General features: G+C 40.7%; 14 protein-coding genes. 6 read left to right on the top strand and 8 right to left on the bottom strand.

Annotated elements, in window-relative coordinates; all coding sequences use genetic code 11:
* Window positions 1-688 precede the first annotated feature (688 nt).
* Window positions 689-6,097, top strand: coding sequence for a translocation/assembly module TamB domain-containing protein (locus V7K45_RS21715; RefSeq protein ID WP_335007071.1), 5,409 nt, complete (start codon window positions 689-691; stop codon window positions 6,095-6,097).
* A 104-nt stretch (window positions 6,098-6,201) separates the two neighbouring features.
* Here V7K45_RS21715 and V7K45_RS21710 read toward each other — a convergent pair whose 3' ends face one another.
* From V7K45_RS21710 to V7K45_RS21690, 5 genes are all read right to left on the bottom strand, one after another.
* Window positions 6,202-7,134, bottom strand: coding sequence for a polysaccharide deacetylase family protein (locus tag V7K45_RS21710; RefSeq protein ID WP_335007070.1), 933 nt, complete (start codon window positions 7,132-7,134; stop codon window positions 6,202-6,204).
* Window positions 7,135-7,586: 452 nt separating this feature from the next.
* Entirely contained in the window at window positions 7,587-7,925 is a 339-nt protein-coding gene (locus tag V7K45_RS21705; RefSeq protein ID WP_289797160.1) for a hypothetical protein, read from the bottom strand.
* A gap of 564 nt (window positions 7,926-8,489) precedes the next feature.
* A complete protein-coding gene (locus V7K45_RS21700) occupies window positions 8,490-9,848 on the bottom strand; it encodes an aromatic ring-hydroxylating dioxygenase subunit alpha (RefSeq protein ID WP_335007069.1) in 1,359 nt (452 codons plus the stop codon).
* 696 nt (window positions 9,849-10,544) lie between these two features.
* A complete protein-coding gene (locus V7K45_RS21695) occupies window positions 10,545-10,910 on the bottom strand; it encodes a Lin0512 family protein (RefSeq protein ID WP_099101269.1) in 366 nt (121 codons plus the stop codon).
* Between the two features lie 189 nt (window positions 10,911-11,099).
* Complete coding sequence (locus V7K45_RS21690; protein ID WP_335007068.1) at window positions 11,100-11,468, bottom strand: Crp/Fnr family transcriptional regulator; 369 nt, start codon at window positions 11,466-11,468, stop codon at window positions 11,100-11,102.
* Window positions 11,469-11,827: 359 nt separating this feature from the next.
* Between V7K45_RS21690 and ileS the strand changes: the two genes are divergently transcribed.
* On the top strand, window positions 11,828-14,710 hold the full coding sequence (gene ileS, locus V7K45_RS21685; protein WP_335007067.1) for an isoleucine--tRNA ligase: 2,883 nt from the start codon (window positions 11,828-11,830) through the stop codon (window positions 14,708-14,710).
* A 787-nt stretch (window positions 14,711-15,497) separates the two neighbouring features.
* On the top strand, window positions 15,498-16,655 hold the full coding sequence (locus V7K45_RS21680) for a histidine decarboxylase (RefSeq protein ID WP_335007066.1): 1,158 nt from the start codon (window positions 15,498-15,500) through the stop codon (window positions 16,653-16,655).
* A gap of 68 nt (window positions 16,656-16,723) precedes the next feature.
* On the opposite strand, the gene V7K45_RS21675 is transcribed toward V7K45_RS21680, so the two are convergent.
* Both V7K45_RS21675 and V7K45_RS21670 read right to left on the bottom strand, forming a co-directional pair.
* Window positions 16,724-20,107, bottom strand: a complete 3,384-nt coding sequence (locus V7K45_RS21675; protein WP_335007065.1) for an amino acid permease — start codon at window positions 20,105-20,107, stop codon at window positions 16,724-16,726.
* Window positions 20,108-20,529: 422 nt separating this feature from the next.
* The gene (locus tag V7K45_RS21670) at window positions 20,530-21,414 is read right to left on the bottom strand and encodes a ParA family protein (protein ID WP_335007064.1); all 885 of its coding nucleotides are present in this window, start codon (window positions 21,412-21,414) and stop codon (window positions 20,530-20,532) included.
* 517 nt (window positions 21,415-21,931) lie between these two features.
* On the opposite strand from V7K45_RS21670, the gene V7K45_RS21665 reads away from it, so the two are divergent.
* From V7K45_RS21665 to V7K45_RS21655, 3 genes are all read left to right on the top strand, one after another.
* On the top strand, window positions 21,932-22,342 hold the full coding sequence (locus tag V7K45_RS21665; RefSeq protein WP_335007063.1) for a 2TM domain-containing protein: 411 nt from the start codon (window positions 21,932-21,934) through the stop codon (window positions 22,340-22,342).
* Between the two features lie 340 nt (window positions 22,343-22,682).
* Window positions 22,683-23,006: a phasin family protein gene (locus V7K45_RS21660; protein ID WP_094352173.1), complete on the top strand. Its 324-nt coding sequence runs from the start codon at window positions 22,683-22,685 to the stop codon at window positions 23,004-23,006.
* A 78-nt stretch (window positions 23,007-23,084) separates the two neighbouring features.
* On the top strand, window positions 23,085-23,606 hold the full coding sequence (locus V7K45_RS21655) for an FKBP-type peptidyl-prolyl cis-trans isomerase (protein ID WP_322737549.1): 522 nt from the start codon (window positions 23,085-23,087) through the stop codon (window positions 23,604-23,606).
* 185 nt (window positions 23,607-23,791) lie between these two features.
* Here the strand turns inward: V7K45_RS21655 and V7K45_RS21650 are convergent, their stop codons facing one another.
* Window positions 23,792-24,310: an alpha-ketoglutarate-dependent dioxygenase AlkB gene (locus tag V7K45_RS21650; protein ID WP_335007062.1), complete on the bottom strand. Its 519-nt coding sequence runs from the start codon at window positions 24,308-24,310 to the stop codon at window positions 23,792-23,794.
* Window positions 24,311-24,317: the final 7 nt, after the last annotated feature.

Genomic DNA, 24,317 nt, shown 5'->3' with positions numbered 1-24,317 from the left:
TTGAAAAGTCCTGATTGATGTATCAAATATTTTTTACCCCACCCTAACCCTCCCCTTATAAAGGGGAGGGAACCGGATTTTTTTGTTTCCCCCCTTTATAAGGGGGGATTAAGGGGGGTAATAATTTGATTAACACAACATACCACTTTTCAAACATCCTCTAAGTTTTATTCATAGATATTTTGTAAGTGTGTTCGCATATACATTTGCCTTTTGAATAATGGGAGGCTAAATTACCATTGTCATCTATACTAAGTTAGATTCTGGAAAGTTAAAGTTTCTAACCAGGGTCGTATATACAGAAGTGATTATAAAGTCATTTAATAAAATATTACTGACTTGCTGAAAGATAATATCTATACCAATTCTTTGGAAGATGCACATAATATTTTAAAGAATTTTCCTAATACCAGCAAAGTTTCCAAATCTCTAAAACTAACAAAACTAATGCCTGGTGAAAAATTATTAATCGAAATAAATTCAGGAATTACACAAAATCATGAAATAACATAGACGCACCGCAAATGCGTCTTATTGGCGCAGCCTCTCCTCGAAAATACAAGTAGCTTGCTATAAAGTTCTTGCGTAAGTCCTGATATTGTGAAACCATAAATTGTAACTTGCTGATACAACTAATTAATTTGTCTCTAGCCTCACTCCAGAAAAATTACTGGTAGTAGTAACAATCATGACGCGATCGCCAAATTCAGAAAACAATCAGGAACCATCTAATCGTCGTCTGTGGCTCCTGCTTTTAGGCCGTACCAGTTTGGCTTTGGGTGGGGTTTTGCTAGTTGGAATTATAGTTGGTGCTTGGTGGGCTAGAAACTATGTATACAAAGATTTAGCACCGTTAGTACAGCAAAATCTTGAGCAATTACTGGGGCGTCCAGTAAAAGTTGGGAACGTTGAACGTTTTTCCCTTTCTAGTCTGAGATTTAGCTCTCTATCGATACCAGCCACTCCCAACGATGCAGATCGGGTGATAGCAAAAGCTTTGGATGTGCAGTTCTCGCCGTTGCAACTCTTTCTTACCCGAAAACTGGCATTAAATGTCACGTTAATTCAACCCAACGTCTACATTCAACAAGATAAAGATGGTCGTTGGGTGACGGCTCAAGTTAAGGCTGGAGAGGGACAAGGTTTTATTCAAACTGAGTTGCAGTCACTTCAAATTCAAGATGGCAATATAGAATTGATGCCATTCACTGCACCGACTAAACCGAAAGGCTCAGTAATATTAGATCGAGTTGGTGGGATTGCCCGATTTTCCGATCGAAATCAAAGGATCGGTTATGACTTCAATACTCAACTCACTAGGGGAGGCGCTGTCAAAATTGTTGGCGAAACCCAAGTAAAAGCTCAACAAACTAACCTCCAACTACAAGCACAAAATTTACAAGCATCTGATATCACTCGATTAATTCAGTTACCCATCGCTCTGCAAGCAGGATATTTAAATGCTGACTTAGGGGTGCAGATTCCACCCAAACTTTCAGATATCGCAATTACGGGAACAGCTACAGCTAATCAAGTCACCGCTAAAATTAAAAATCTTCCTCAGCCGATTTCTAATTTTAATGGGAAATTTCTATTTCAGGGTCAGACAGTTACTTTAGATAATCTGAGTACGAACTTTGGCAAAGTTCCTATTGTGGCGAATGGAACAATTAATACTCAAACAGGTTTTAATGTTTCTGCTCTGATCAAACCTGTTACTGCGAAAAATATCTTAGATACATTTAAAGTGAATTCGTCAGTCCCGGCTAGTGGCGAAATTCAAGCAAATATTAAAATACTAGGCGCACTTCAGCAACCAGTCGTGAGCGGTACGGTAAGTAACACCAAACCGATTCAAGTTGACCGCGTTCAATTTAAATCCATCAATACTGATTTTCGCTTGAATGCATCTCAAACTGCATCTCAACTAACTGTCTCCAATCTGAAAATAGTCCCCGCAGCTGGCGGTCAAATTATCGGCGGCGGTCAAGCTAATCTGGGAGCCAAAGATGGGGTAATATTTAATGCTCAAGCTGATGGAATATCAGGAGATATACTAGCACGCAGCTATGGCGTTACTCTCCCGATCGCAGTGGGGAATGTTTCAGCAAAAGCCCAAATTTCTGGCTCACTTCGCAAACAGCCTTTAAAACTTGATGTTTCCAATGTTCGGATAACGCCGCCAGCCGGGGGACAAATCACAGCCAATGGTCAAATTCAACTCGCTCCCCAAGGTGAGGTAGGCGTAGATATTCAAGCTCAAGGTATCCCAGGAAATGCGATCGCTCAAGGTTACGGCGTTTCAACTCCGATTAATGTTGGTGGTATATCTGCGAACGCTAAAATTTCTGGTTCTCTGGGTACACCGCTAAACGTCAACGTTTCTCGCGTTCAAGCAAATCCAGATGTGGGAGGGCAAGTCACAGCTAGCGGACGAGTTCAGCTTGCACCCCAAGGGAGGGTGGCGTTGAATGTGCAAGCAAAAAATATACCAGGGGATGCGATCGCCAAAGCCTACAATTCCTCACCCTCCATTACCATTGGGAATGTCTCGGCAAATGCCGATATTTCCGGGACTCTGAGCAATCTGCAAACAGTAGCGCGGGTGCAAGCACCTAGTGCTACCTATCCCACTACCGGGCGAGTTGTTGTTACCAAACAAGGAGAGAATATCGTCTTTCCCGATGCGGTTGTGAATGTCGCAGGCGGGACAATCACAGCTCAAGGTCAACTTGCACAACAACGCTGGCAAGGATCTGTCAAAACTTCTCAAATTCAACTCAGCCGTTTCTCACCACAATTGCGAGGACGGCTGAATAGCAATATTCAGTTAGCTGGCACAACACAATCTTTCCAGCTTGCGGATATTCGCGCCGCCGGACAAATCAGCCTTCCCCAAGGAGTAGCGCAGCTAGCAAAACCCCTGACTGCAAGATTTCAGTGGAATGGACAGCAGATTATAGTTGAAAACGCAAGTACCGCAGGATTCAGTGCTAATGGTGCGATCGCTATTCAGTCTCCCCCAACTGGCGCACCCCAAATTGCCGGATTTGATTTAAATGTACTGGCGCGAAATTTCAACTTGCAAAATACTGGTTTTAAAGTTCCTGGGGACGTAGCAATAGCAGGGCGACTGGACTTTAATGGAAAAGTTACAGGCACTCCAGATGTACCGCAAGCGAATGGGAATATCCGGCTGCGGAATTTCAATGTGAGTAACTTGGCATTTGACCCACTGTTAACCGGAAATGTGAATTTTCAAGGGGGACAAGGAGGAAGTCTGCGATTAGCTGGGAAGCAAGATCGGATTGCCCTTAACTTAGGTGCAGATTATCGTCCTACCTCATTTTTAGTTAAACGCGATGAGGCAGTTACTAGAGGGAGAACTGAGGGAGATAACTTGATAATCAACGCCCAGCAGTTTCCCATCGCCCTTGTTGGCGGCTTTTTACCTAACAATCAATTGAAACCTTTGGGGGGGCAATTATCGGGCAATTTAGTTGTCAATCTGAATAATTATGCCATTGCGGGAGATGTGGCGATCGCAGCACCTCGCGTTGCCAGAGTTGCAGCCGATGAATTTCGCGGCAACATCAATTATGCCGATGGTACGGCTAGCTTGGCTAATGGTCTATTGCGGATTGGGGATAGCAACATCGCTCTCAGTGGCAATGTGCAAGCAGGGAATGACCCGCAATTTCAATTTCAAGCTAATTTTGCCCAAGCCAAAATCCAGAGACTTTTACAAGCGTTTAATATCTACGACTTTAAAGACCTTAGTACCGGGTTGCAGCCTCCGACGTTAGCTGGTGCAGAAGCACTGCCAACTGAATCTATCAGTTTGCCCAATGCAGACTTGAAAACACAGTTAGCATATTTCTCGAATATTACAACAGCGATCGCCAAAGAACAGCAAGCAGAAACAAAACAAGCCGCGTCTTTACCCAGCCTTGCAGAATTAACGGGTGCTTTAAGCGGAGCAATTACAGCCAATGGCTCGTTGAAGTCTGGGTTAAATGTTGGCTTTAATTTTCAAGGTGCTAATTGGCAATGGGGTAATTATTCCATCAACCAACTCGTTGCTCAAGGCACTTTTGCCAATGGTCTTGTCACGCTTTCGCCCTTAAGTGTGGGGATTGATGGAGGACTAGTGGCATTTTCAGGACAGTTAGGAACTGAGCAACTATCTGGAAAATTGAATGTAGCCAGTCTGCCTTTATCACTTTTAGAGCCTTTTATCGAAAAATACCCCGTAGATATCACTGGTAATGTAAATGCTGATGCCACTTTAGCAGGTAGTTTACAAGACCCCAGAGTTCAAGGGAAAGTGGCGCTAGCGAATGCGACCCTTAACAAACAACCCGTACAAACAGGACAGGTGAACTTTGATTACAACAAAGCTCGCTTGAATTTTGATAGTACCTTACTCGTGACAGGAACGCAGCCAGTTGCAATTACAGGTAGTGTACCTGCTCCTTTACCTTTTGCCAAAGTGCAACCTGATAGCAATCAAATCAACATCGACGCCAATGTGCAAAATGAAGGATTGGCACTGTTAAATCTGTTGACCAACAATCAAGTCGCTTGGGTAGACGGTCAAGGAAAAGTAGATTTAAATGTTCGAGGTACTTTAAACGAACCAATTATCAATGGCAACGCTACATTTAATAATGCTACCTTTAGCGCTCAAGCCTTATCCGATCCTCTCACGAATGTCACAGGAACAGCGCAATTTAATGGTAGTACGGTAAGCGTTGAAAATATCCAAGGTAATTACAATCAAGGGCAAGTAACTGCATCAGGCATCCTGCCGATTTTTGATGCTCAACAAGCCGCAGCCAATCCCCTAACAGTATCAATAGCAGACAAACTCAACTTTAAGCTTGCAGGACTGTATGAAGGTGGTGTTGGTGGTGATGTCGTGATTCGCGGTACAGCCTTAAAACCTGTAATTGGTGGAGAGATTAAACTGAGTGATGGTAAGGTAATTATTGGCAACTCGCCTACTGCTGCTAAAAAATCAGCAGCTACAACTGAGGCTAATACTAAGGTCATAAATCTAGATAGACAAGAGGCTAACCCTAACGTCACACCGACAGCAGAGAATAGCACTAACCCAGTGGCTACAGTAGATGGAAGTACTAAGCCAGTGGCGACAGCAGACGCAAGCACTAGCACCGCAACTCCACCCAATTTACCTGTAGAGTTTGCAGATTTAAAGTTGATTTTAGACAAAGATATTCGGGTTACAACTCAGTCCTTCCTAAGCTTTGTACCAGGAGGAGAGGCATTAAGTCAGCCTTTATTGAGCTTTGACGCTAAAGGTGACTTGACCATTAATGGTACATTAGCCAAACCGCTTCCTGAAGGAGTCATTCGTTTGACAGGAGGACGACTGAGCTTATTTTCCACTGAGTTCACCTTGGCGAAAGGCTACGAACAAACTGCGCGGTTTACTCCTAGTCAAGGACTTGACCCGACTTTGGATGTCCGATTAACGGCAATTGTACCGGAAGCATCAGCAAGGAACACTCAAACTTTGGAATCACCATTGTCTTCTGAAGTTAGTGATGTTTCTGTAAACAAATTTGGGACTTTACGTAGCGTTACCGTTCAAGCTAGGGTGAACGGGCCAGCTAGTAAATTGGGCGACAATCTAGAACTGACGAGCGAACCTAGCCGTAGTAAGGGAGAAATAGTTGCGCTGCTGGGTGGCTCAATTCTGGGTTCTTTCGGTCAAGCAGATGCAGGACAAGGGCTGACTAATTTTGCTAGTTCTACCATTTTAGGTAGTTTACAAGGAACCATCACTGCGATCGGACAGGCTGTTGGTTTCAGTGAATTTCGGATATTTCCGACTCCATCTATTAATAATGAAGAATCAAAAGCATCAAGAGCTTCAATTCTTAATTTATCAGCAGAAGGTGTGTTTGATATTAATAAAAATTTCTCTGCCTCTTTATCACGCGCTCTTTCTAGCGATGACTCTTTCCGTTTCAATGTCCTCTATCGAGTCAATGACGAAATTCTGATGCGAGGCTCAACTGATGTGGGGGATGACAATCAACTTCAAGTTGAGTATGAAACCCGATTTTAGATTGCTGTATTGGCATTGTCAGTTAAGGCAAGAGACGCGATGAATCGCGTCTTTGACGAGCAATAATTTTCATCAAAAAACCTTAACCGAACCGTATTGGGATATCACTGATGATTAAGCTGTTGGTTTGGATGTTCTTGATTTTTTACCACAGGTGATGCTGCTGTCTCTACACTTTTTTCTTGAGCTTGTATTTCCAGTAGTTGGGGAATTGTCACAAATCTATAGCCTTGGGCCTTTAAACCTGAGATCATTTCTGGTAAAGCTTTGACAGATTTGGAACGGTTGCCACCCCCATCGTGCAACAGTACAATTGCACCCGGTTTTGCATATTTCAGCACATTTTTGACCAGCCCTGGAACTTGAGGCGAACGACGTTCAGCATCTCCCGATTGTTCTGACCACATCATGACAGCGTATTTCTCGCTTTTGGCATATTCGACTAGCCCATTATTCAGAAAACCCCCAGGAGGACGAAACAGAGTAGTTTTCTCTCCAGTAGTCTTGTAAATGATTTCTGCTGTACGATCGATTTCACTAGCCGCAGTAGCTAAATCCATGTGGCGATACCAATGATGCCATGTGTGATTACCAATTACGTGACCATCAGCAGCCACTTGCTTGGCAACTTCGGGAAAATATTTCACCATTTCCCCGACCATGAAGAATGTTGCCTTGATATCATTTTTCTTCAAGATTTCTAAAATCTGTGCCGTATTTTTGGGGCTGGGGCCATCATCAAAAGTTAGGGCAATAACTTTCTCATTCGGTTTTAGTTTCCCTTGATAAACGATTGTTCCCTGAAATGCCTTTGGCATTTCATTTATCTGGTCTGTGACTGGACTTATATTCTCTGCATCTGCACTCATCAGCTTGTTATGACTAGCTTTACCACTCTCGCTTTTTGGCTTGACAATTCCCAACAAATGCTCAAATCCGCTTGTAGTTAAAAGCAAGCTGATACCTAAACTACTAGCACCAGTAACCAATGTAACAAATATTATTTTCAGTAATAAAGATAATTTACGACTAGACACATTAAATCTCCTCAATCAAATATTAGTTATTAGTTATTGGGGATTGGTTTCTCCCTGATGTTCCCATACCTTATATCATGTCCGCGCGATCGCTTATTAAACTGGAATTATCCGGACTTGATATTATTTCTAGTCTGTTGTAATTAATATATCTACTGCTGAAAGAAAAAAGAAAACAATAAAATACCTTGAAACATTCTAGCTAAAGGATGTCTCAATCTAGTCTGTACTAATTTGCTACTATTATTAAACTGAATAAAATAATACTCAGTAAATTTAGCTGACCAGTAGAGCCAGCAATGATAGCAGTATAACCGTAACTTGGAGAAATGCTAGGTAGTCTTTATTGGCTATTTGCTTGCGATCGCTTCCAGGGGGCGGTTACGCCATCGCAGTTATTTCTTATCCTTGTAGAGAGGCAGAAGGTGACAACCTACTACCTCATGTCCTTTTCAATCTTCGTCTAGGGCTGGGAAAGCTTCTTCAAGCTGCCACAACCGATCTTTATTTTCAACAAACCAAATACGAGTTTCTGGAGTTAATTTACTCCAAATGTCTTCAACCGGGATGTGAGGAGATGCATACTGGTACTGCTGACCAAGTGATTTGAGATTGTCCGCTACATCACGGGGAATTCCGAATTGTTCCCAGTCAACTGTTATATGTCTTCCCGAAACTCCGGCTGTGGGGTCGAAAACCAATTGTGCCGATCTGACTAAATCAGCAAAGTGTTTTGGTTTGAGTTTGGTGATCTCCTGAATTTGGAGTGATTCGTTATGCTCTTGAGACATGATCGCCGCAGTGGTAAAGATTAGTGGTCTATTGAACTTACTGCCAGAGATTTTTATCCCAATATTTTTACTTTAGCGCAGACCCACTAACTCGATCGTGACTTAACCACACAAGGGGTTTGAGCAAATCGTTTCAGGTGAGCAAATTTACCACACATCTATCAGTACAATAGACCTCTTGGCATTTGTGCTTTTTGCATTCTTGGGGAAAAGGGTAAAGGTTAAAGGGGAAGGGGACAATACAGAACTTTTTCCCCCCGCCCCTTATCCCCTTCTTGGGACCCCACCTTCCCCTTTTCCCGACAAATGCCAAGAAGTCTAATGTCTAATACCAATTTGAAAAATGATTGCGACAGATGGAAAACTGAAACACTTATCCAATGGATGTTTCACAATCCAAAATCTAAAATCGTTCGACTGAGCGTAGCCGTTCGCGTAGCGTTCCGCAGGAAAGTCTAAAATCCAAAATGGTATAAGCTAGTAATGAAAAGTTTGTAGTAAGCACTTTAGTGCTTAGAAAATAAGGACTAAAGTCCTTACTACGAACTGTTCCCAGTACTTATTTTAGTGACGAGTGTAGGAATGCTCAAAGTGAGTTTTGAGTGTATGAGCCATAACAGAGATGACAATTGCTGCTATGGAAACCGATATTGCTGCGATTTTGATTCTAGAATCATCTGCAAGTATTGCTACAGCCGCTAGAGCGATCGCTACTCCGATACAACCTTGTTTGACCTGATTTGTCACTTGATAAGCTCGATTGCAAGAACTACAAATAAGTGTGTGTCGCGAAAATCTGTCTAGCAAAATCGGCTTTGAATTCAACTCGTCATTGTCAACATTTTTAAATGTAGAATAGCCGTGATAAAAAGGCAAAGATGACCCAAATTGATCTAGCCACTTGCGGTACTCAATCACTAATGTGTCAGATGTTTTCAGCGGCAAATATAATTCTTTGAGACTTCTTCCCAAACGCTCAATTTCTGCTTGTTGTCCCGCAATCAGAGGCAAATCCTGCTCCAATATTTTGTTCGTATTCAAGTGATCGAGCCAGCGCGGCCTCAGCTTGACTCCCCAAGTCATGAAATTACGATAACCTCTAGCTAAAAGACGGCATCGCCCTTTACCTAAAGGAATTGAATACAAAGCTAGTCCAAATGTCCAATCTTTTTTTTCAATATAAGCAGTGTTCAGCACAAGGCTTGGAGCAACAAAATTAATATATTTCCAGGGTTCATTTGATTTGTTAGCTCCCCGCCACCTGCCTTTAACCCCCTGAGCCGAATTCTCTAGCACTTCCATTTCTAGCGGTTGGGCATTTTTCCGATTACCACCCCCTCTAGTGCCATTATGGCTAATAGCAACATGAGCCGGATCGATGACATTTTCGACTAGATATGTTTGGTCATAAGGCAGATCCAATATAAAGTCTGCACACACAAATCCTGGCTTGTCTAAATCTGGCAAAATTGGAATAATTTCATCAACAGCAGTTTCTTTTTCGCCTGCCCATACCCAAATCATGCCTTGGCGTTCCACAACTTTAAAAGATGGCACGCAAGCATTTACTGGAATTTTTGCATCTGTTGCTAATTGGGGAATGTGCAGACATTGACCATCACTGCCAAACTGCCAGCCGTGATACAAGCACTCAATTTTGCCGTCAATAATTTGTCCTTCAGAAAGTTTGGCTGTACGGTGAGGACAACGATCTGCTAAACAAATCAATTGTCCATCTTTGTCTTTGAACAAAACCAAAGGTTCATCGTACAAGGAAAAGCTATGAGGGCGGTTGACAGGCAAATCTTTTACAAAGGTGACAGGATACCAGCATTGCCTCCAGTTAAATTCTGGCTTTTCCTCTAGTTTCTCAAAGGTAGAAGTTGGTGGTGTCGCCTGTAGTGTTTCTGTTTCTAATGACATATTTATCTCCAGGTTTCTATTATTTTAGACTTTTGGATTAGCAAATCTTTAGTCCTATAGATAGAACATTTCTAGGGAAAAACTTTAAAAATCACCAAAGTAGAGCGGTGTAAATAATTTAAGGTTTGTAGTGAGAGCTTCAACCCTCATAAGAAAACTAAAGCCCTCACTACGAATTAATCTCAATATTTTTTATATTACTTAATCTAGTTTGATTTATTCTCACCGACTTACTAATGAGCAAGCATTGAAATAAGTCAAAGGTCATTTTGCTTGCGGAAAATACTGAAATTAGTAAGCAAACTGGGGTTTGAATAAGTCAAAGGTCATTTTGCTTGCGGAAAATACCAAAATGAGTAAGCAAACTGGGGTTTGAATAAGTCAAAGGTCATTTTACTTGCGGAAAACACCAAAATGAGTAAGCAAACTGGGGTTTGAGTAAGTCAAAGGTCATTTTGCTTGCGGAAAACACCAAAATGAGTAAGCAAACACAGCTTTTGAGTAAGTCAAACCTCATTTTGAGAAAGCATTTAAGTATTTTGAGAAAGTAAACGGGTATTTTTATAAAGAAATGAGGCTTTTTGATAAAGTAATCAGCAAATATACTTGACGATTGAAAATCGCGCCTGCACAAATGAAGTCGGCGATCGAATAACTTGATAACTTAGTGATTTGTTTATAGAATAATTACCTCAGCTACTCATCTTCGATTAGAACTGTAACAGCTGCGATCGCAATCAACATTTCGTCATTTTTATCATTGAGTTCGGGAATCGCCCGCCCCTGAACTATCATCCCCCCAGATTCTACGGTGAGGGTTTTTCGCCCAAATGGTAATACAGCGAGTACTTCTTCTTCTCTAACTTGTTCTGGGTATGGGACTGCTACCTGAACTTCTATAATCATTTGATTGGGGTGACTCAAACCTGCAACCTCCCAAACACCAGGTAAAGCATTGTGAGCGATCGCATTACGTACTGCCCTAGATGCTGCTACAGTCGGTTCTTGTCCGTGTTGATCTATTCCCATCCCCATCTCAATAATCAAGCGTTTACGCGCCATTGCTAACTCCGGTAAATCTTGCACCTTTCACTTTATATAAATCAGGAGTCAAAAACCAGCATCTAGAATTCTCTAAATACTGACTTCTAACTCCCCAAGGGAGAGAATATATTTATGGCCTTCTAAAAAAGCAGGCAAAATTAGTGGCAGATTCTGATTAGTTTTGGAACTTATGCCGACTGAGGTGATTTAGACCATACGCTGCAAACGACTTAAACGCTCTGAGTAGCTTTTCATCACCTGTATCGCAAACATAGGTGTTTCCTGAACAGCAAAGAGAAACCCCTCTTCATCAAGGAAACCTAGTTTAGTATCCACCTTGGCAATAGCTGTGTAATTTCTATTTTTTACCCCTACAAGTATGCCAGCACCAAAAACTTCGCCTGTTTCAATGGTTTCTACAACCTTGCCATTGACTACTATATCTACCTCTCCTTCCACAATGCCGTACATATTATCACCAGACTGTCCTTCTTCAAAGATGACTTGGCCTGCTGAAAATGCTTTAGGATCGGGTTGTTTTTGAAATATACCGACTGTTACAACAGGACTTAACATTAGAGCAACCCCAAAATTCTTGGTTTTTAGACGAAACTTTTTGATAGCTTTAGGCGAACCCAGAAAAGTATACTACTTTCTGTTGGTTAACTCTCAATCTCCGCAAAATTCCTGATTAGTTGCCTGGTTGACTTTTATTAGGAGCGGACAAGAGAACATGAAAACCCGCCCTAGTACAGAATGGCGTAAATCAACATACCATTTCAAATGGGGTAAGAGTTTAGAATACAATTCTTTTGATTTTTGACTTCCGCCTTGCGGTACTAGCCTTATAAAGGTAAATAAAATAGCGAATTTTGGTTTTCAGGCTATCTTCTATAATTAATAAAACCTGCACACCTAATTCTAGGCATGAGACTGTGACCGAATCAGGAAGTTACAAAGATACTGTAAACCTACCCAAGACTAACTTTGATATGCGGGCAAACGCCATCAAGCGCGAGCCTGAAATCCAAAAATTTTGGGAAGAAAATAAAATTTACGATCGCCTCTTTGAAAATAACCCCGGCGAATTATTTATACTGCACGATGGGCCTCCCTACGCTAATGGCTCACTCCATATTGGTCATGCCTTAAATAAAATTCTCAAAGATATTATTAACCGCTACCAAATGTTACAAGGGCGTAAAGTTCGCTACGTCCCTGGTTGGGATTGTCACGGTTTACCGATTGAGTTAAAAGTTTTGCAGAACATGAAGTCAGCAGAACGGCAAAATTTAACGTCTTTACAACTGCGGCAGAAAGCGAAAGAATTTGGACTAGCTACGGTAAACGACCAGCGCCAAAATTTTAAACGCTACGGTATTTGGGGTGATTGGGAACATCCTTATCTAACTCTGAAGCCGGAATATGAAGCGGCTCAAATTGGCGTGTTTGGTCAGATGTTCTTAAAAGGCTACATCTATCGCGGTTTGAAGCCGGTTCACTGGAGTCCCAGTTCTAAAACTGCTTTGGCTGAAGCTGAGTTGGAATATCCAGAAGGTCACGTTTCCCGCAGTATCTATGCAGCTTTTGCAGTTACAAGTTTGGCTGAAACTGTAAAACCACTGTTGGCGGAATATCAGTCAGATTTGGGCGTGGCTATCTGGACGACTACACCTTGGACAATTCCAGGGAATTTGGCTGTGGCAGTAAATGCAGATTTAAATTATGCAGTGGTGGAAGTTTCCCGCCCAACAGGGGAGGCGCAGGGTAATTTCAAATACCTAATCGTTGCTGCTGATTTAGTCGAACGTTTATCTTCAACCTTGGGAGTTGAGTTAACTGTAAAAGCCACGTTCAAGGGGAATGATTTAGAACATACTACTTACCGTCATCCTCTATATGACCGCGAAAGTCCGATTGTTGTCGGTGGTGATTACATCACTACTGAGTCGGGTACGGGGTTGGTACATACTGCTCCCGGTCATGGTCAAGAAGATTACATCGTTGGTCAACGTTACGGTTTGCCCATCCTTGCACCAGTAGATGACAATGGCAATTTTACCGAAGAAGCGGGACAATTTGCGGGGTTGAATGTGCTGGGTGATGGGAATCAGGCGGTGATTGATGCATTAAATGCGGCTGGTTCTTTGTTGAAGGAAGAACCATATCCCCACAAGTATCCTTATGATTGGCGGACGAAAAAGCCAACGATTTTCCGCGCCACTGAACAATGGTTTGCTTCCGTGGAAGGATTTAGAGAAGAAGCATTGAAAGCGATCGCCACGGTAAAATGGATTCCAGCCCAAGGTGAAAATCGGATCACGCCAATGGTGGCGGAACGTTCCGATTGGTGTATCTCTCGTCAACGTGCTTGGGGTGTACCCATTCCCGTTTTCTACGATGAAGCGACGGGAGAACCACTGCTGAATGAGGAAACAATCAACCATGTCCAAGGAATTATCGCTGAAAAAGGTTCCGATGCTTGGTGGGAACTTTCAGTTGAGGAGTTATTACCCGAATCCTATCGCCAAAATGGCAAGTCTTACCGCAAAGGTACAGACACAATGGATGTATGGTTTGATTCTGGCTCATCTTGGGCGGCTGTTGTCCAACAACGTCCAGAGTTACGCTACCCTGCTGACATATATTTGGAAGGTTCCGACCAACATCGCGGTTGGTTTCAATCCAGCTTGCTCACCAGTGTAGCGGTAAATGACATTGCGCCTTACAAAACTGTGCTAACTCACGGCTTCGCTTTGGACGAACAAGGGCGAAAGATGAGTAAGTCAGAAGGAAATGTGGTCGATCCAAATACAATCATTGAAGGTGGAAAAAATCAAAAAGTAGAACCGCCTTACGGTGCAGATGTATTGCGATTGTGGGTATCATCGGTTGACTACTCCGGCGATGTTCGCATTGGCAAAAACATCATTAAGCAAATGAATGATGTTAGAGGCAAAATTCGCAATACGGCGCGGTTTTTGTTGGGTAGCTTGGATGATTTTGACCCGGAAAAAGATGCAGTTCCCTTCGAGGAATTGCCAGAACTTGACCGTTATATGCTGCACCGCATCACCGAAGTATTTGAAGAAGTTACCGAAGCCTTTGAGAGTTTCCAATTCTTCCGCTTTTTCCAAACAGTGCAGAATTTCTGCGTGGTGGATTTATCCAACTTTTATTTAGATGTGGCCAAAGATAGGCTGTACATCAGTGCAAAAGATGCTTTCCGCCGTCGCAGTTGTCAAACGGTGCTGAAAATAGCTTTAGATAATTTAGCACGAGCGATCGCACCAGTACTATCCCACACCGCCGAAGATATCTGGCAATATCTCCCATACAAAACACCTTACAAATCGGTGTTTGAAGCCGGTTGGGTGCAGGTTGAGGAAAAATGGCGTAATCCAGATTTAGCGGAATTTTGGGAAACGTTGCGACAACTCCGCACCGATGTTAACAAGGTGTTGGAACAAGCCAGGATAGAAAAACTCATTGGTTCTTCCCTAGAGGCGAAAGCTTTGATTCACATACCTCACAAACAGTTAGGCGATGCTATCAAAGCCTTTAACCCTGTGAAGGGTAACGGGATTGACGAACTGCGGTATTTATTGCTGACTTCTCAAGTGGAATTATTAGATTCTGCTGAGGGATTGCAAGGATTGAAATATACAGCGCAGACGGAAGACTGGGGAATTGGGGTAACGAATGCAGACGGGGAAAAATGCGATCGCTGTTGGAACTACTCTACTCATGTGGGAGAATCAGCAGAACATCCCTTAATTTGCGAACGATGCGTTGCAGCCTTAGCTGGAGAGTTCTAAAAGCAAAAATCCCACGGTAGGAGTGGAAAAGAATATAGAGACGAGCAGTGCTAAGTCTCTATTAGGGTTCTGGATAATATTATGTCCGATTGATTACTTGTTAAACCCGAATCACCCCACCCCTAACCCCTCCCCACCTGCGGGGTGGGGTTCTTTTATTATGGGTAATTTGGCGGATATGATATAACGCCTATTTAATTTCTGGAAATATCTTTTTAGCTTGATGAAGTCCGCATAAGCGGACTTTGCTTGTATAGCCTAGTACAGCATGGCGTAAATAAATGTACCATTTGAAATAGCGCAAGAGCTTGGAATATAATTCTTTTGGCTTTTGCCGCGCCAATTTTAGATTTTAGATTATTTGGTTCAGGTCAATCCAAAATCCAAAATCAGATGTCCCTTGTGGTCGGAATCAATCCAAAATCCAAAATTTAAAATCCAAAATCAGTTGACTTCTGCCTTGCGGTACTAGTCATTCCCAGAAATTACGCAATGGGCACAAAGTTAAATATGTAATTAAATTAGGTTGGAGTCAGCGACTTAAAAAATATTTTACGTAATACGCATTCTGGTTATTTCGTATTATGCAGAAGTTCTAAATGTAATATACTTTAGCAAAAAAAAATTGGGTATTATTACTGAATCTTTGTCAGTGTTTTCACTGTATTATCTTTTCTTAAGGCGTTAAATAGATACATCCTTAAGAAAATCTAAAGGTATGGATTAATACGTGTAATTTAGTTTAAAACATCCATTAACTCAATCAAAATTTAAGAGATACAAAGATATGTCAAATAAAGTTGCTAAGGAATTGACTGATTTTCTATTGCAAATAGAACAGCGATCGCAGCTTCATGCAGGCTATCCATATAATTTAAGTTGTGATTACAGTGCGATCGGCAAATTTTTCAATTTTCTATTAAATAATGCTGGAGATCCATATATTGAACCAGATTTTGGTCTACATTCTCGTAAGTTTGAGCAAGAAGTATTATCTTTTTTTGCCCAACTTTATAAAATTCCAGAAAATCAGTTTTGGGGTTATGTTACTGCTGGCGGAACTGAAGGTAATTTATATGGAATATTCTTAGCAAGAGAAATCTATCCTAATGGCATTCTTTATTCATCACAAGACTCTCATTACTCCATACCAAAAGCGGCAAAATTATTCCGTATCCAACACAATGTTGTTAACTCACAAATTAATGGAGAGATGAATTATGAACATTTTGAACAACTCATTAGCGAAAATCGTAATTGTCCAGCGATCGTCAATTTAAATATTGGGACTACTGTCAAAGGCGCAATTGATAACTTAGATAAAGTTCTAGAAATCTTAGAACGCAATCAAATTAAAGATTACTACATCCATTGTGATGCCGCTCTTTCAGGATTAATATTACCCTTTCTAGATGGCGCTCCACAAGTTAACTTTCAAAAACCCATAGATAGTATAGCTATTTCTGCTAAATTCATTGGTTCACCTTTGCCTTGCGGTGTAGTTTTAACCAAGAAAAAATGGGTAGAAAAAGTTGAAACAGAAATTGAATATATTGGTTCATCAGATACAACCATTCTGGGTTCTAGGAACGGTCATGCCCCTCTGATTCTCTGGTATGCAATAAAAACCAGAGGTTATGATGGATTAGCTAAAGAAGCAAAAACCTGTATAGATAATGCTCAATATCTTTTTCAACAACTTAAAATCAGAGAATATCCATGTATGCTCAATAAATTTTCCAATACCGTAGTGTTTCAAAAACCTTCTCAAAGGTTAATTAAAAAGTGGCAGCTAGCGATTTATGAAAATTGGGTACACATTGTAGTCATGCAAAATATCGATCGGCACAAAATAGATATTTTTGTTAACGAGCTTTTGTTAGAAGAAGGGTTAGTTGATAACGTAGAGAATTTCCAGCTACAATCAGCGCTACACTATAAATAGATTGTCAAGTGAAATTGAACGTCCAGTTTGAGAAGATAGTTCTCTAAAAAGAATTTGCTCCCAAGATTTTATCTTTTTAAAAAGTTTTTTCCGCACAAGTTAGCAGCAAGTAGTATTTCAACTTCTGCCCGTTCCATAGGTGGTAAGAAGAAATACCCTTGCCCATAATCACATTGTAAATCCTTCAATTGTGCTAATTGGTCTACAGTTTCTATGCCTTCTGCTGTTACAGACATATTTAAATTATGGGCTAATGTCACAATCGCTCGAATAATTTCTAAATTTTCTCCTCGACTACCTATACTGGTGACAAAAGAACGGTCAATCTTGATGGTTTTGATTGGTAGGCGATGTAGATAACTTAAGGATGAATAGCCAGTCCCAAAATCATCCATGTGCATTTCAACATTCAGCGCTGTTAATTGAGAAAGCACAGTGGTAGCTAATTCAAAATTATCCATCAACAAGCTTTCAGTAATCTCCAATTTCAAACAGCATGGCTCTAGTCCAGTTTGCTGTAAAATATGTTTAACTTGTTTAAACACATCAGGTTGCGTAATTTGTTTACCAGAAAAATTTACGCTAATCGTCAAAGGTTGTGAGGTAGGAAATTGTTTATGCCATTTGTGCATTTGGTGACAGGCTTCATAAAGCACCCATTGCCCGATACTCACAATCATTCCAGTTTCTTCAGCCAGGGGAATAAAATCTTGAGGAGAAATAAGTCCTCGTTCTGGATGATACCAACGTATTAGCGCCTCAAATCCAATAATTTTGCCAGTTGTGAGTGAAATAATTGGCTGGTAATTAAGGCGAAATTCTTCTTGCTTGAGCAGCGCATTTCGCAGAGCAGTTTCTAACTCTAAGAGCAAAGCTGCACCCTCGTGCATCTTTGGATCAAAAACCTCATAACGTGCCTTACCAAGTGATTTGGCACAATACATTGCCACATCAGCATCGCGTAAAATCTGCGCTGCTTGCTCATAATCTGCTCTACTCAAAGCGATGCCAATACTAACATTCGTAAACACCCGATGCTCATTTAATTGAAATGGCAAAGCTAGCACCTTTTTAATTCGCTCGGCCACCTGTATCGCTGTGTTGATATCCTCAATTTCCTCAATTAAGATTGTGAACTCATCTCCGCCAAAACGAGCTACTATGTCTTCGCCTCGCAGAACTGACTTGAGCCGATGAGAAATTGCAATCAAAAGTTGATTTCCTAGTAGATGTCCAAGGCTGTCATTAACAACTTTAAAGCGATCTAGGTCTAAGAAGAGTACGGCAAATAAATAATTACTTTGCTGTTTAGACTGTTCTATTGCCTGCTGCACCCGCTCCATAAATAACCGTTGATTAGGTAATCCAGTTAGGCCATCATGAAGACTATTGTGCAGTAATTGTTCTTGTGCTTCTTGACGTTTAACAATGTCTTGTTGAAGTTGTTGATTAACCCTAATAAGTTCAATAGTGCGTTCTAGCACCAACTGCTCAAGTTGATAACGATACTGGACTAATTCTTCTTCTGCTAGCTTCCGTTTAGTGATGTCACGGACAATAACAATATACTCACGTAGCAGAGAATTAAATGGCTGGGAAATCGTTGATTCAACAATTCGCAAACCTTGGTTAATTTTCAAGCTTTGCTCACTTCTAGTAGACCATTGCTCCGGTTTGCCGCGATAGCATATTAGAAGTTGATTCAAGTTTTGCCCAAGCAACTGCTGAATACTTGTTTGAAATAATTCTTCAGCAGCAGCATTTGTCTGAGAAATATTTCCGTCTTCATCTAATACTAAAACAGTATCTGGAACTGTATCGAGAGTAGTGATAAATAGGTTTCTTGCTTGTTTGCGTGCTTCATCAATAGCAATGATTTGTGGTAAGGTTGTCCAACAAGCGATCGCAACCCCTGTAAAAGAAAGCGTCACTAATAAAATCGCTAGAAACGAATTTTGAGGATGATTAGAAAGTCTATCTAAAAAATCGCGAATAACCCAACTAATTGTGGCAGTAATACAAATCAATGATACTAAAACAATCACTTGTAATACTACAAAATCTGGATTATTTCTACTAGACTTAGTATCGTAACGCAGTGTCCACCAATTTGGGTCTAATGGTGCAAATCTGAAGCGACGTAGCACTAAGTCTCCGACCATCAAAATAATAGGTAATAATAATCCTGCTAAGAAATCTCTCCAGTTCCAAGCTAAACCTCCGACTATTAGAACTACCGCTTCTACCAAGAAAAAACCAAGTGACCACCAAGGCCATAACACGTGTGGTTTGCCACGACACATCCATAATCCCAGATGTAGACCCATAATAGACATGAGATAACAGGTGCCTGCTACTGTGACAAGTTGAGATATATTTCCCAAATTCAGACAAAGCAAACTGAGTAGAAAGGTAACTAAAATAGCAGGAACAAGAACACCTTGACGGGAAACTAATGCAAATATAGGAGAAAGCTGTCTGTCTAAGGCAAGCTGATATAATATCCGAGGAGAATTAGAAACTGCTGTAGCAGAACTTAGAAGGCAAGATATAGTAATTAGAAGTGTTACTAGAAAAGGGGCAGATTCACCCCAAAAAGGTTTAGAAGCTTCTACTAGATTTAAAAACGCATCCTCACCTATTGTTGAATTTGGAGTAGAACACATTAATACCCAAGAACCACCTAGAAATACCGGAGGAATTAACCAAGCAGCTAGGGTTAAAAACTTTAAAGTTTTATATGGGTGGCGGCTATCAGCAACAAAAGAAGAAGTGGTTTCACAAGCATAAATTGAATAGCTAGCTAGAAAAAACCATTTTGCCCATTCTTGAAAGCTCAGGCTATGTGTGCTATTTGGGAGAAAATTAAAATTACCAGATGAGAAAGCTAACCATAATATGCCTTGAACACAAAATAATAACAGTAATAAAATTGCTGGTAATACAAAAAATAAATGTAGAAGCGCCAAAGCACGGGTGCCACTGAACGCTAAAATAAAAGGAATCGCTGTAAATAAAATTTTTAATAAAGTTTCTGGACAAGAAATACCTAATGTTTCAAAATTGACTTTAATTAGGTTGGTGAGAATAATTGCATACAGTGCAGGTGCTGCTGCCCAGCTAAAAAAGTATCCTAATGCTACGTAACGGCCTAAGCCAGGAAACTTTTTTAATAGTCTTGTGGTATAGTTTGGTGTTCCTCCGGCAACATCTGACCAATGTCTACCTAGACTTTGTACCTGCAAGTTAAGCAAAAAGGAAATAATCGTGCCAAAAAACCAAACTAAGATAGCTTTCGGCCCTAACGCTGCATGAATGATAGGGGCAGTACCAATCCATCCAACATGACCAGTTAACCCGAAGCCCCAGGTTTCGAGATAACTCAAAGTCCGTGGTAGGCGCATTAGCAAGTGCTGATTGTTCTCCGCCCGTGCAGAATCGTTACTAACCATTGTTTCTTAGTGAAATTTACTGACCTTTTCACTCAATAGCTGAATCTCACCAATTATAGCTTCCGTATAACTGCTGAACTTTAAAAAAGGATAACTTATTTGTTACTGAATTGGGGATTTGAGATTTTAGATTGACCTCATGCTTAAAGAGTTTTCTTGAATAGAGAATTTTAAATTGGGGATTTGAGATTTATTTCATATAACTTGTTTCTCACAGAGTAAGTATAAATTCTCTTGATTCAGACCTTTATAAAAATTGAAAGGTTTAGATTTGTGACCTACTTAATAGACATAGATATCTCCAAAAATAAATTACTCATTGCCTGAAACCCATGTAAAGACGTAGGAATGCTACGCCTTTACATTTATATCTCTAATTTAATAAATCGGAAATCATGTTGTTCATCAATGATTAACTAAAGCTATAGCTTTTGCAACAATTCTTGAGTTAATTGAAAGAAAGCTTTTGAACCTGCTGATTGGGGAGCATTTAAAACAGCAGGTGTAAAACTATCAACAGCCTTAGCAACGTTGACATCAACTGGTATTTGCACCTTACAAATTTTTTCGACACCAAAATCTTCTACAACGCGGTGCATTACTTGTTTATAGTATCTGCCAGTGAGCAGGTTAGCGCTGGACATGCTAAATACAATTCCCAACATTTTTATATCTATCTTGGTTTCATGTCCGTGACTATCTTTTAATTGGGCAATCCGTCTTTCTAACAGTTGAATACCCACTACAGATAATGGTTCTGGTTTGGCAGGAAGTATGTAGAAATCACTGGCGGCTAAAGCGCTACGAGTCAAGAGATTATAGCCAGGGGCGCAATCGAGAAGAATAAAATCATATTCTTGACGTACTGGTTTTAAGATATTATTAATTAAGACCCTTTCAAAGCGATTCCAAATCGTTTCAAAGTCCTGTTCGCCCAAAGCAGTTGCTTGCTGATGCAGCATTTCTGAAACAACAAATTCATCATATAAATCGATGTCTCCCGGCAATAAATCTAGTCCGGGAAGATTACAAACCTGGGATTGAATGATATCCTGAATTTTAAATTTTGCTTGGGGGTCTGGATTGATAACTTCGTCTATCAGATACCTAAATGTCTTACTTTGTTTGCGAAGCTTGGCAAAATCTAAAGGCGACATCAAACTGAGTGTGGCACTAATTTGGCTGTCTAAATCAAGAACCAGCACCCGCTTGCCATGATTTTTAGCTAAACAGGTAGCTAAGTTGACGGTGAGGGTGGTTTTACCAACGCCACCTTTCATATTGGCAGTAGCAATTACATATCCCATTGATTGAGTCCTCTATTGACGCATTCCCACTTGTAGTCTGCCAAGAAATAATTGAGGGTACGGATTGTTTGTAGTTAACGCTAAAGCACAAACTACGAACCGATCAAATCAAACTTGACAGACTACTAGGTAGCGTACACCTCTGCTGATATCTTAAATCTTCCATTAAATTTAATATTTTTGGAAATTCAAAAGAGTGATTTCAGTGATGTTGACTCGATTGAGGCAGCAATATATAGTTGGATCTTTGCCTGGATTTGAGCTACCAACCTCTTTTACTCCATAATGACAATCTTGAGCTTAATGCCGTAATAGCGATCGCTCTCACAAAGCAATTATAGAGGTATTGACAAATACAGTAGCCCTAAATCAATTGTGAGAAAATAATAGTGTTGTGAATATCACTAAGTATTGGGTGCAAAATGTGGATGCATTTGCTAATTGAATTGAACGAATCCCATCGATAATTTCGTCAAATCAAAGGCGCATTTACACACAAACTTATAAGGTAATTAAAATGACTTACGATTCCGAAGATGTAGAACAAATCTTGCAAAAAGCACTCACTCGTAAAGACAAAGGTGAATTTTCACGAGAACAGCTTTTAGAAATGGCATCTGAGTTAGGTATTTCTTCTAATATTTTGGAAGCAACTGAACAAAAGTGGCTGGCTCAACAAGAAGAGGAACGTTCGCGACACACATTTAATACTTTCCGACGCAGAGCCTTTTGGACACACCTTGTTTCTTTCCTAGCGGTGAATTTATTCCTCATTCTTTTAAATTTAATCACTAGTCCTAGTTATTTTTGGGCTATTTTCCCAGTATTAGGATGGGGGTTAGGATTATTTTTTCATTGGTGGAGTGTTTATCAGAGTAAATCAGAGGATTACGAGATCGCTTTTCAGAAATGGCGTACACAAATTTAACTTCTCCTTTAACCATCAATCTCAGATATTCAGCGATCGCTGTTGTCTAAATTTGTGCCTCTTTCTAAATAAAATCTTCCCATGAACTACTCACATTCACCGCCAGGGGTGAGTGTGAGCTTTGCAATTTATAGGGAATTGCCTCTGACATCGCAAAATAGGTAAATTTGGGCAACCTCAAACTTAAGGAGTTGTGTAATCACGCCCTTTGATCCTTATCCTTGTGCTTGCCAATTTGCCAAAATAGAGCTGTAGGCTAGAATAACTACGCTTTAAGAAGCTTGATTGCCTAAACTCAGGAGCAAGGGTCGGCTGGTTAATAAGATAAAAGGAAGGGAGTATGGATAACAACAACTGGTTGCAACAGCTAATGATGGTTGGTCTTGGCACAACGTCTATAGTCGCAGAAAAATTGCGGCAAGTCAGCGATGATTTAGTCAAAGACGGTAAGCTCAATCCTGAACAAGCCAAGGCGGTAATAGATGATATTGCCCAGCAGTTAAAGTCGGAGCAGGGAAACTTCGATGTGCAAATGCAACGGCAAATGCGAAATATGATGCAGGATTTGGGGGTGGCTCGCCAGTCAGAAGTGGATGAGCTGAGAGGTAGAATTGACCGTTTAGAGCGTCAATTACGCGATTTAGAAAATAAGCTTTGGCGTTAGAATGTCCTTTGTGATTTAAACTAAATGTGTCCTGTTGGTAATCTTTTTGCCAGGATACCTAAGTAAGGAGAACTGATTTTGAAACCAATTTTCCTCAGCGTGGCGTTCATGCTGGTGTGTGTTGTGCTTTTGGTTGTAGGGCAAGTAGGCAGTAAACAAAATACTGCCATTGCTGCCGAGTTAACCCAAACGCCGCCAGCCTCCACAACTGTAACTGAAAACAATATCTTAATTGCGAGTAATACTATGTCTGATGCTAATGCCGTAACCACTCCCTCTGGATTAAAGTATGTGGAATTAAAAGAGGGGACTGGGGCGACTCCTAAACCCGGACAAACGGTTGAAGTTCACTATGTCGGCACTTTAGAAAATGGTACTCAGTTTGATAGTTCACGCGATCGCGGTCAACCCTTCAGCTTTAAAATCGGTGCTGGACAGGTAATCAAAGGTTGGGATGAAGGACTTAGCACCATGAAAGTAGGCGGTCTTCGTAAGTTAATCATTCCATCTGAATTAGGCTATGGCGCTCGTGGTGCTGGTGGCGTGATTCCACCCAATGCAACTCTAATTTTTGAAGTGGAATTGCTGGGAGTTAAATAGGGACTGGGGACTAGGGATTGGGTACTGGGAACAAGGAGGAGTTATTAACATAAGTTTCTATTCTCTCTGTTCTGAATGCCCAATACCTTATCAGATAAATTAGGTATTTCAGACTACAGATGGGACAGAAGTATAGCTAGAAAAGATGAGAAAAAGTATCTATAACTTTAATCGGACTGCCGCAACTATACCAACAACCTAAAAGTCAGACTGATACGCCCGAATGTTTCTGGTTGCTTGAGAATTCCATGCTTCCAGTATCGCTGCGTCTTTTGAGACATAAAAAGTAGAGAACCACTTTTGAGTAAGTAACTATGTTCAATGGTTTTGTCTAGTTTATTTTGAAATGTAATTATTCTTTCAGCCCCTAACGAAATAATAGAGATACCAGTATCGTCCATGAGTTCATCAATTGAATCGGAGTGAAATCCCATTGTTGAGTTACCATTTGTGTAATAATTGACTAAACAGTTGTTTGGTCGAAACCCAAAGTGTTTTTCAAGCCTATCAATAATAGGAATTAACTCATTCAGCATCGGGCATGAGTCGTAAGAAATATTTGAGTAGTTATATGGTGAACCAAAGCTAGCTGTTTTTCGTGCCCGTATACGCTCATCCCAGTTAATTATGGATATAAGACTATCAAATAGAGAATGACTATTTGAAAAAAATACATCATTAATGAGTAAATCAGGCTCATTCATTGCTCAA

It is taken from the genome of Nostoc sp. (genome assembly GCF_036917375.1).
Lineage (GTDB): Bacteria > Cyanobacteriota > Cyanobacteriia > Cyanobacteriales > Nostocaceae > Nostoc.
The sequence above is the reverse complement of the archived record's forward strand: the minus strand, read 5'-3'. Positions and strand labels throughout refer to the sequence as shown.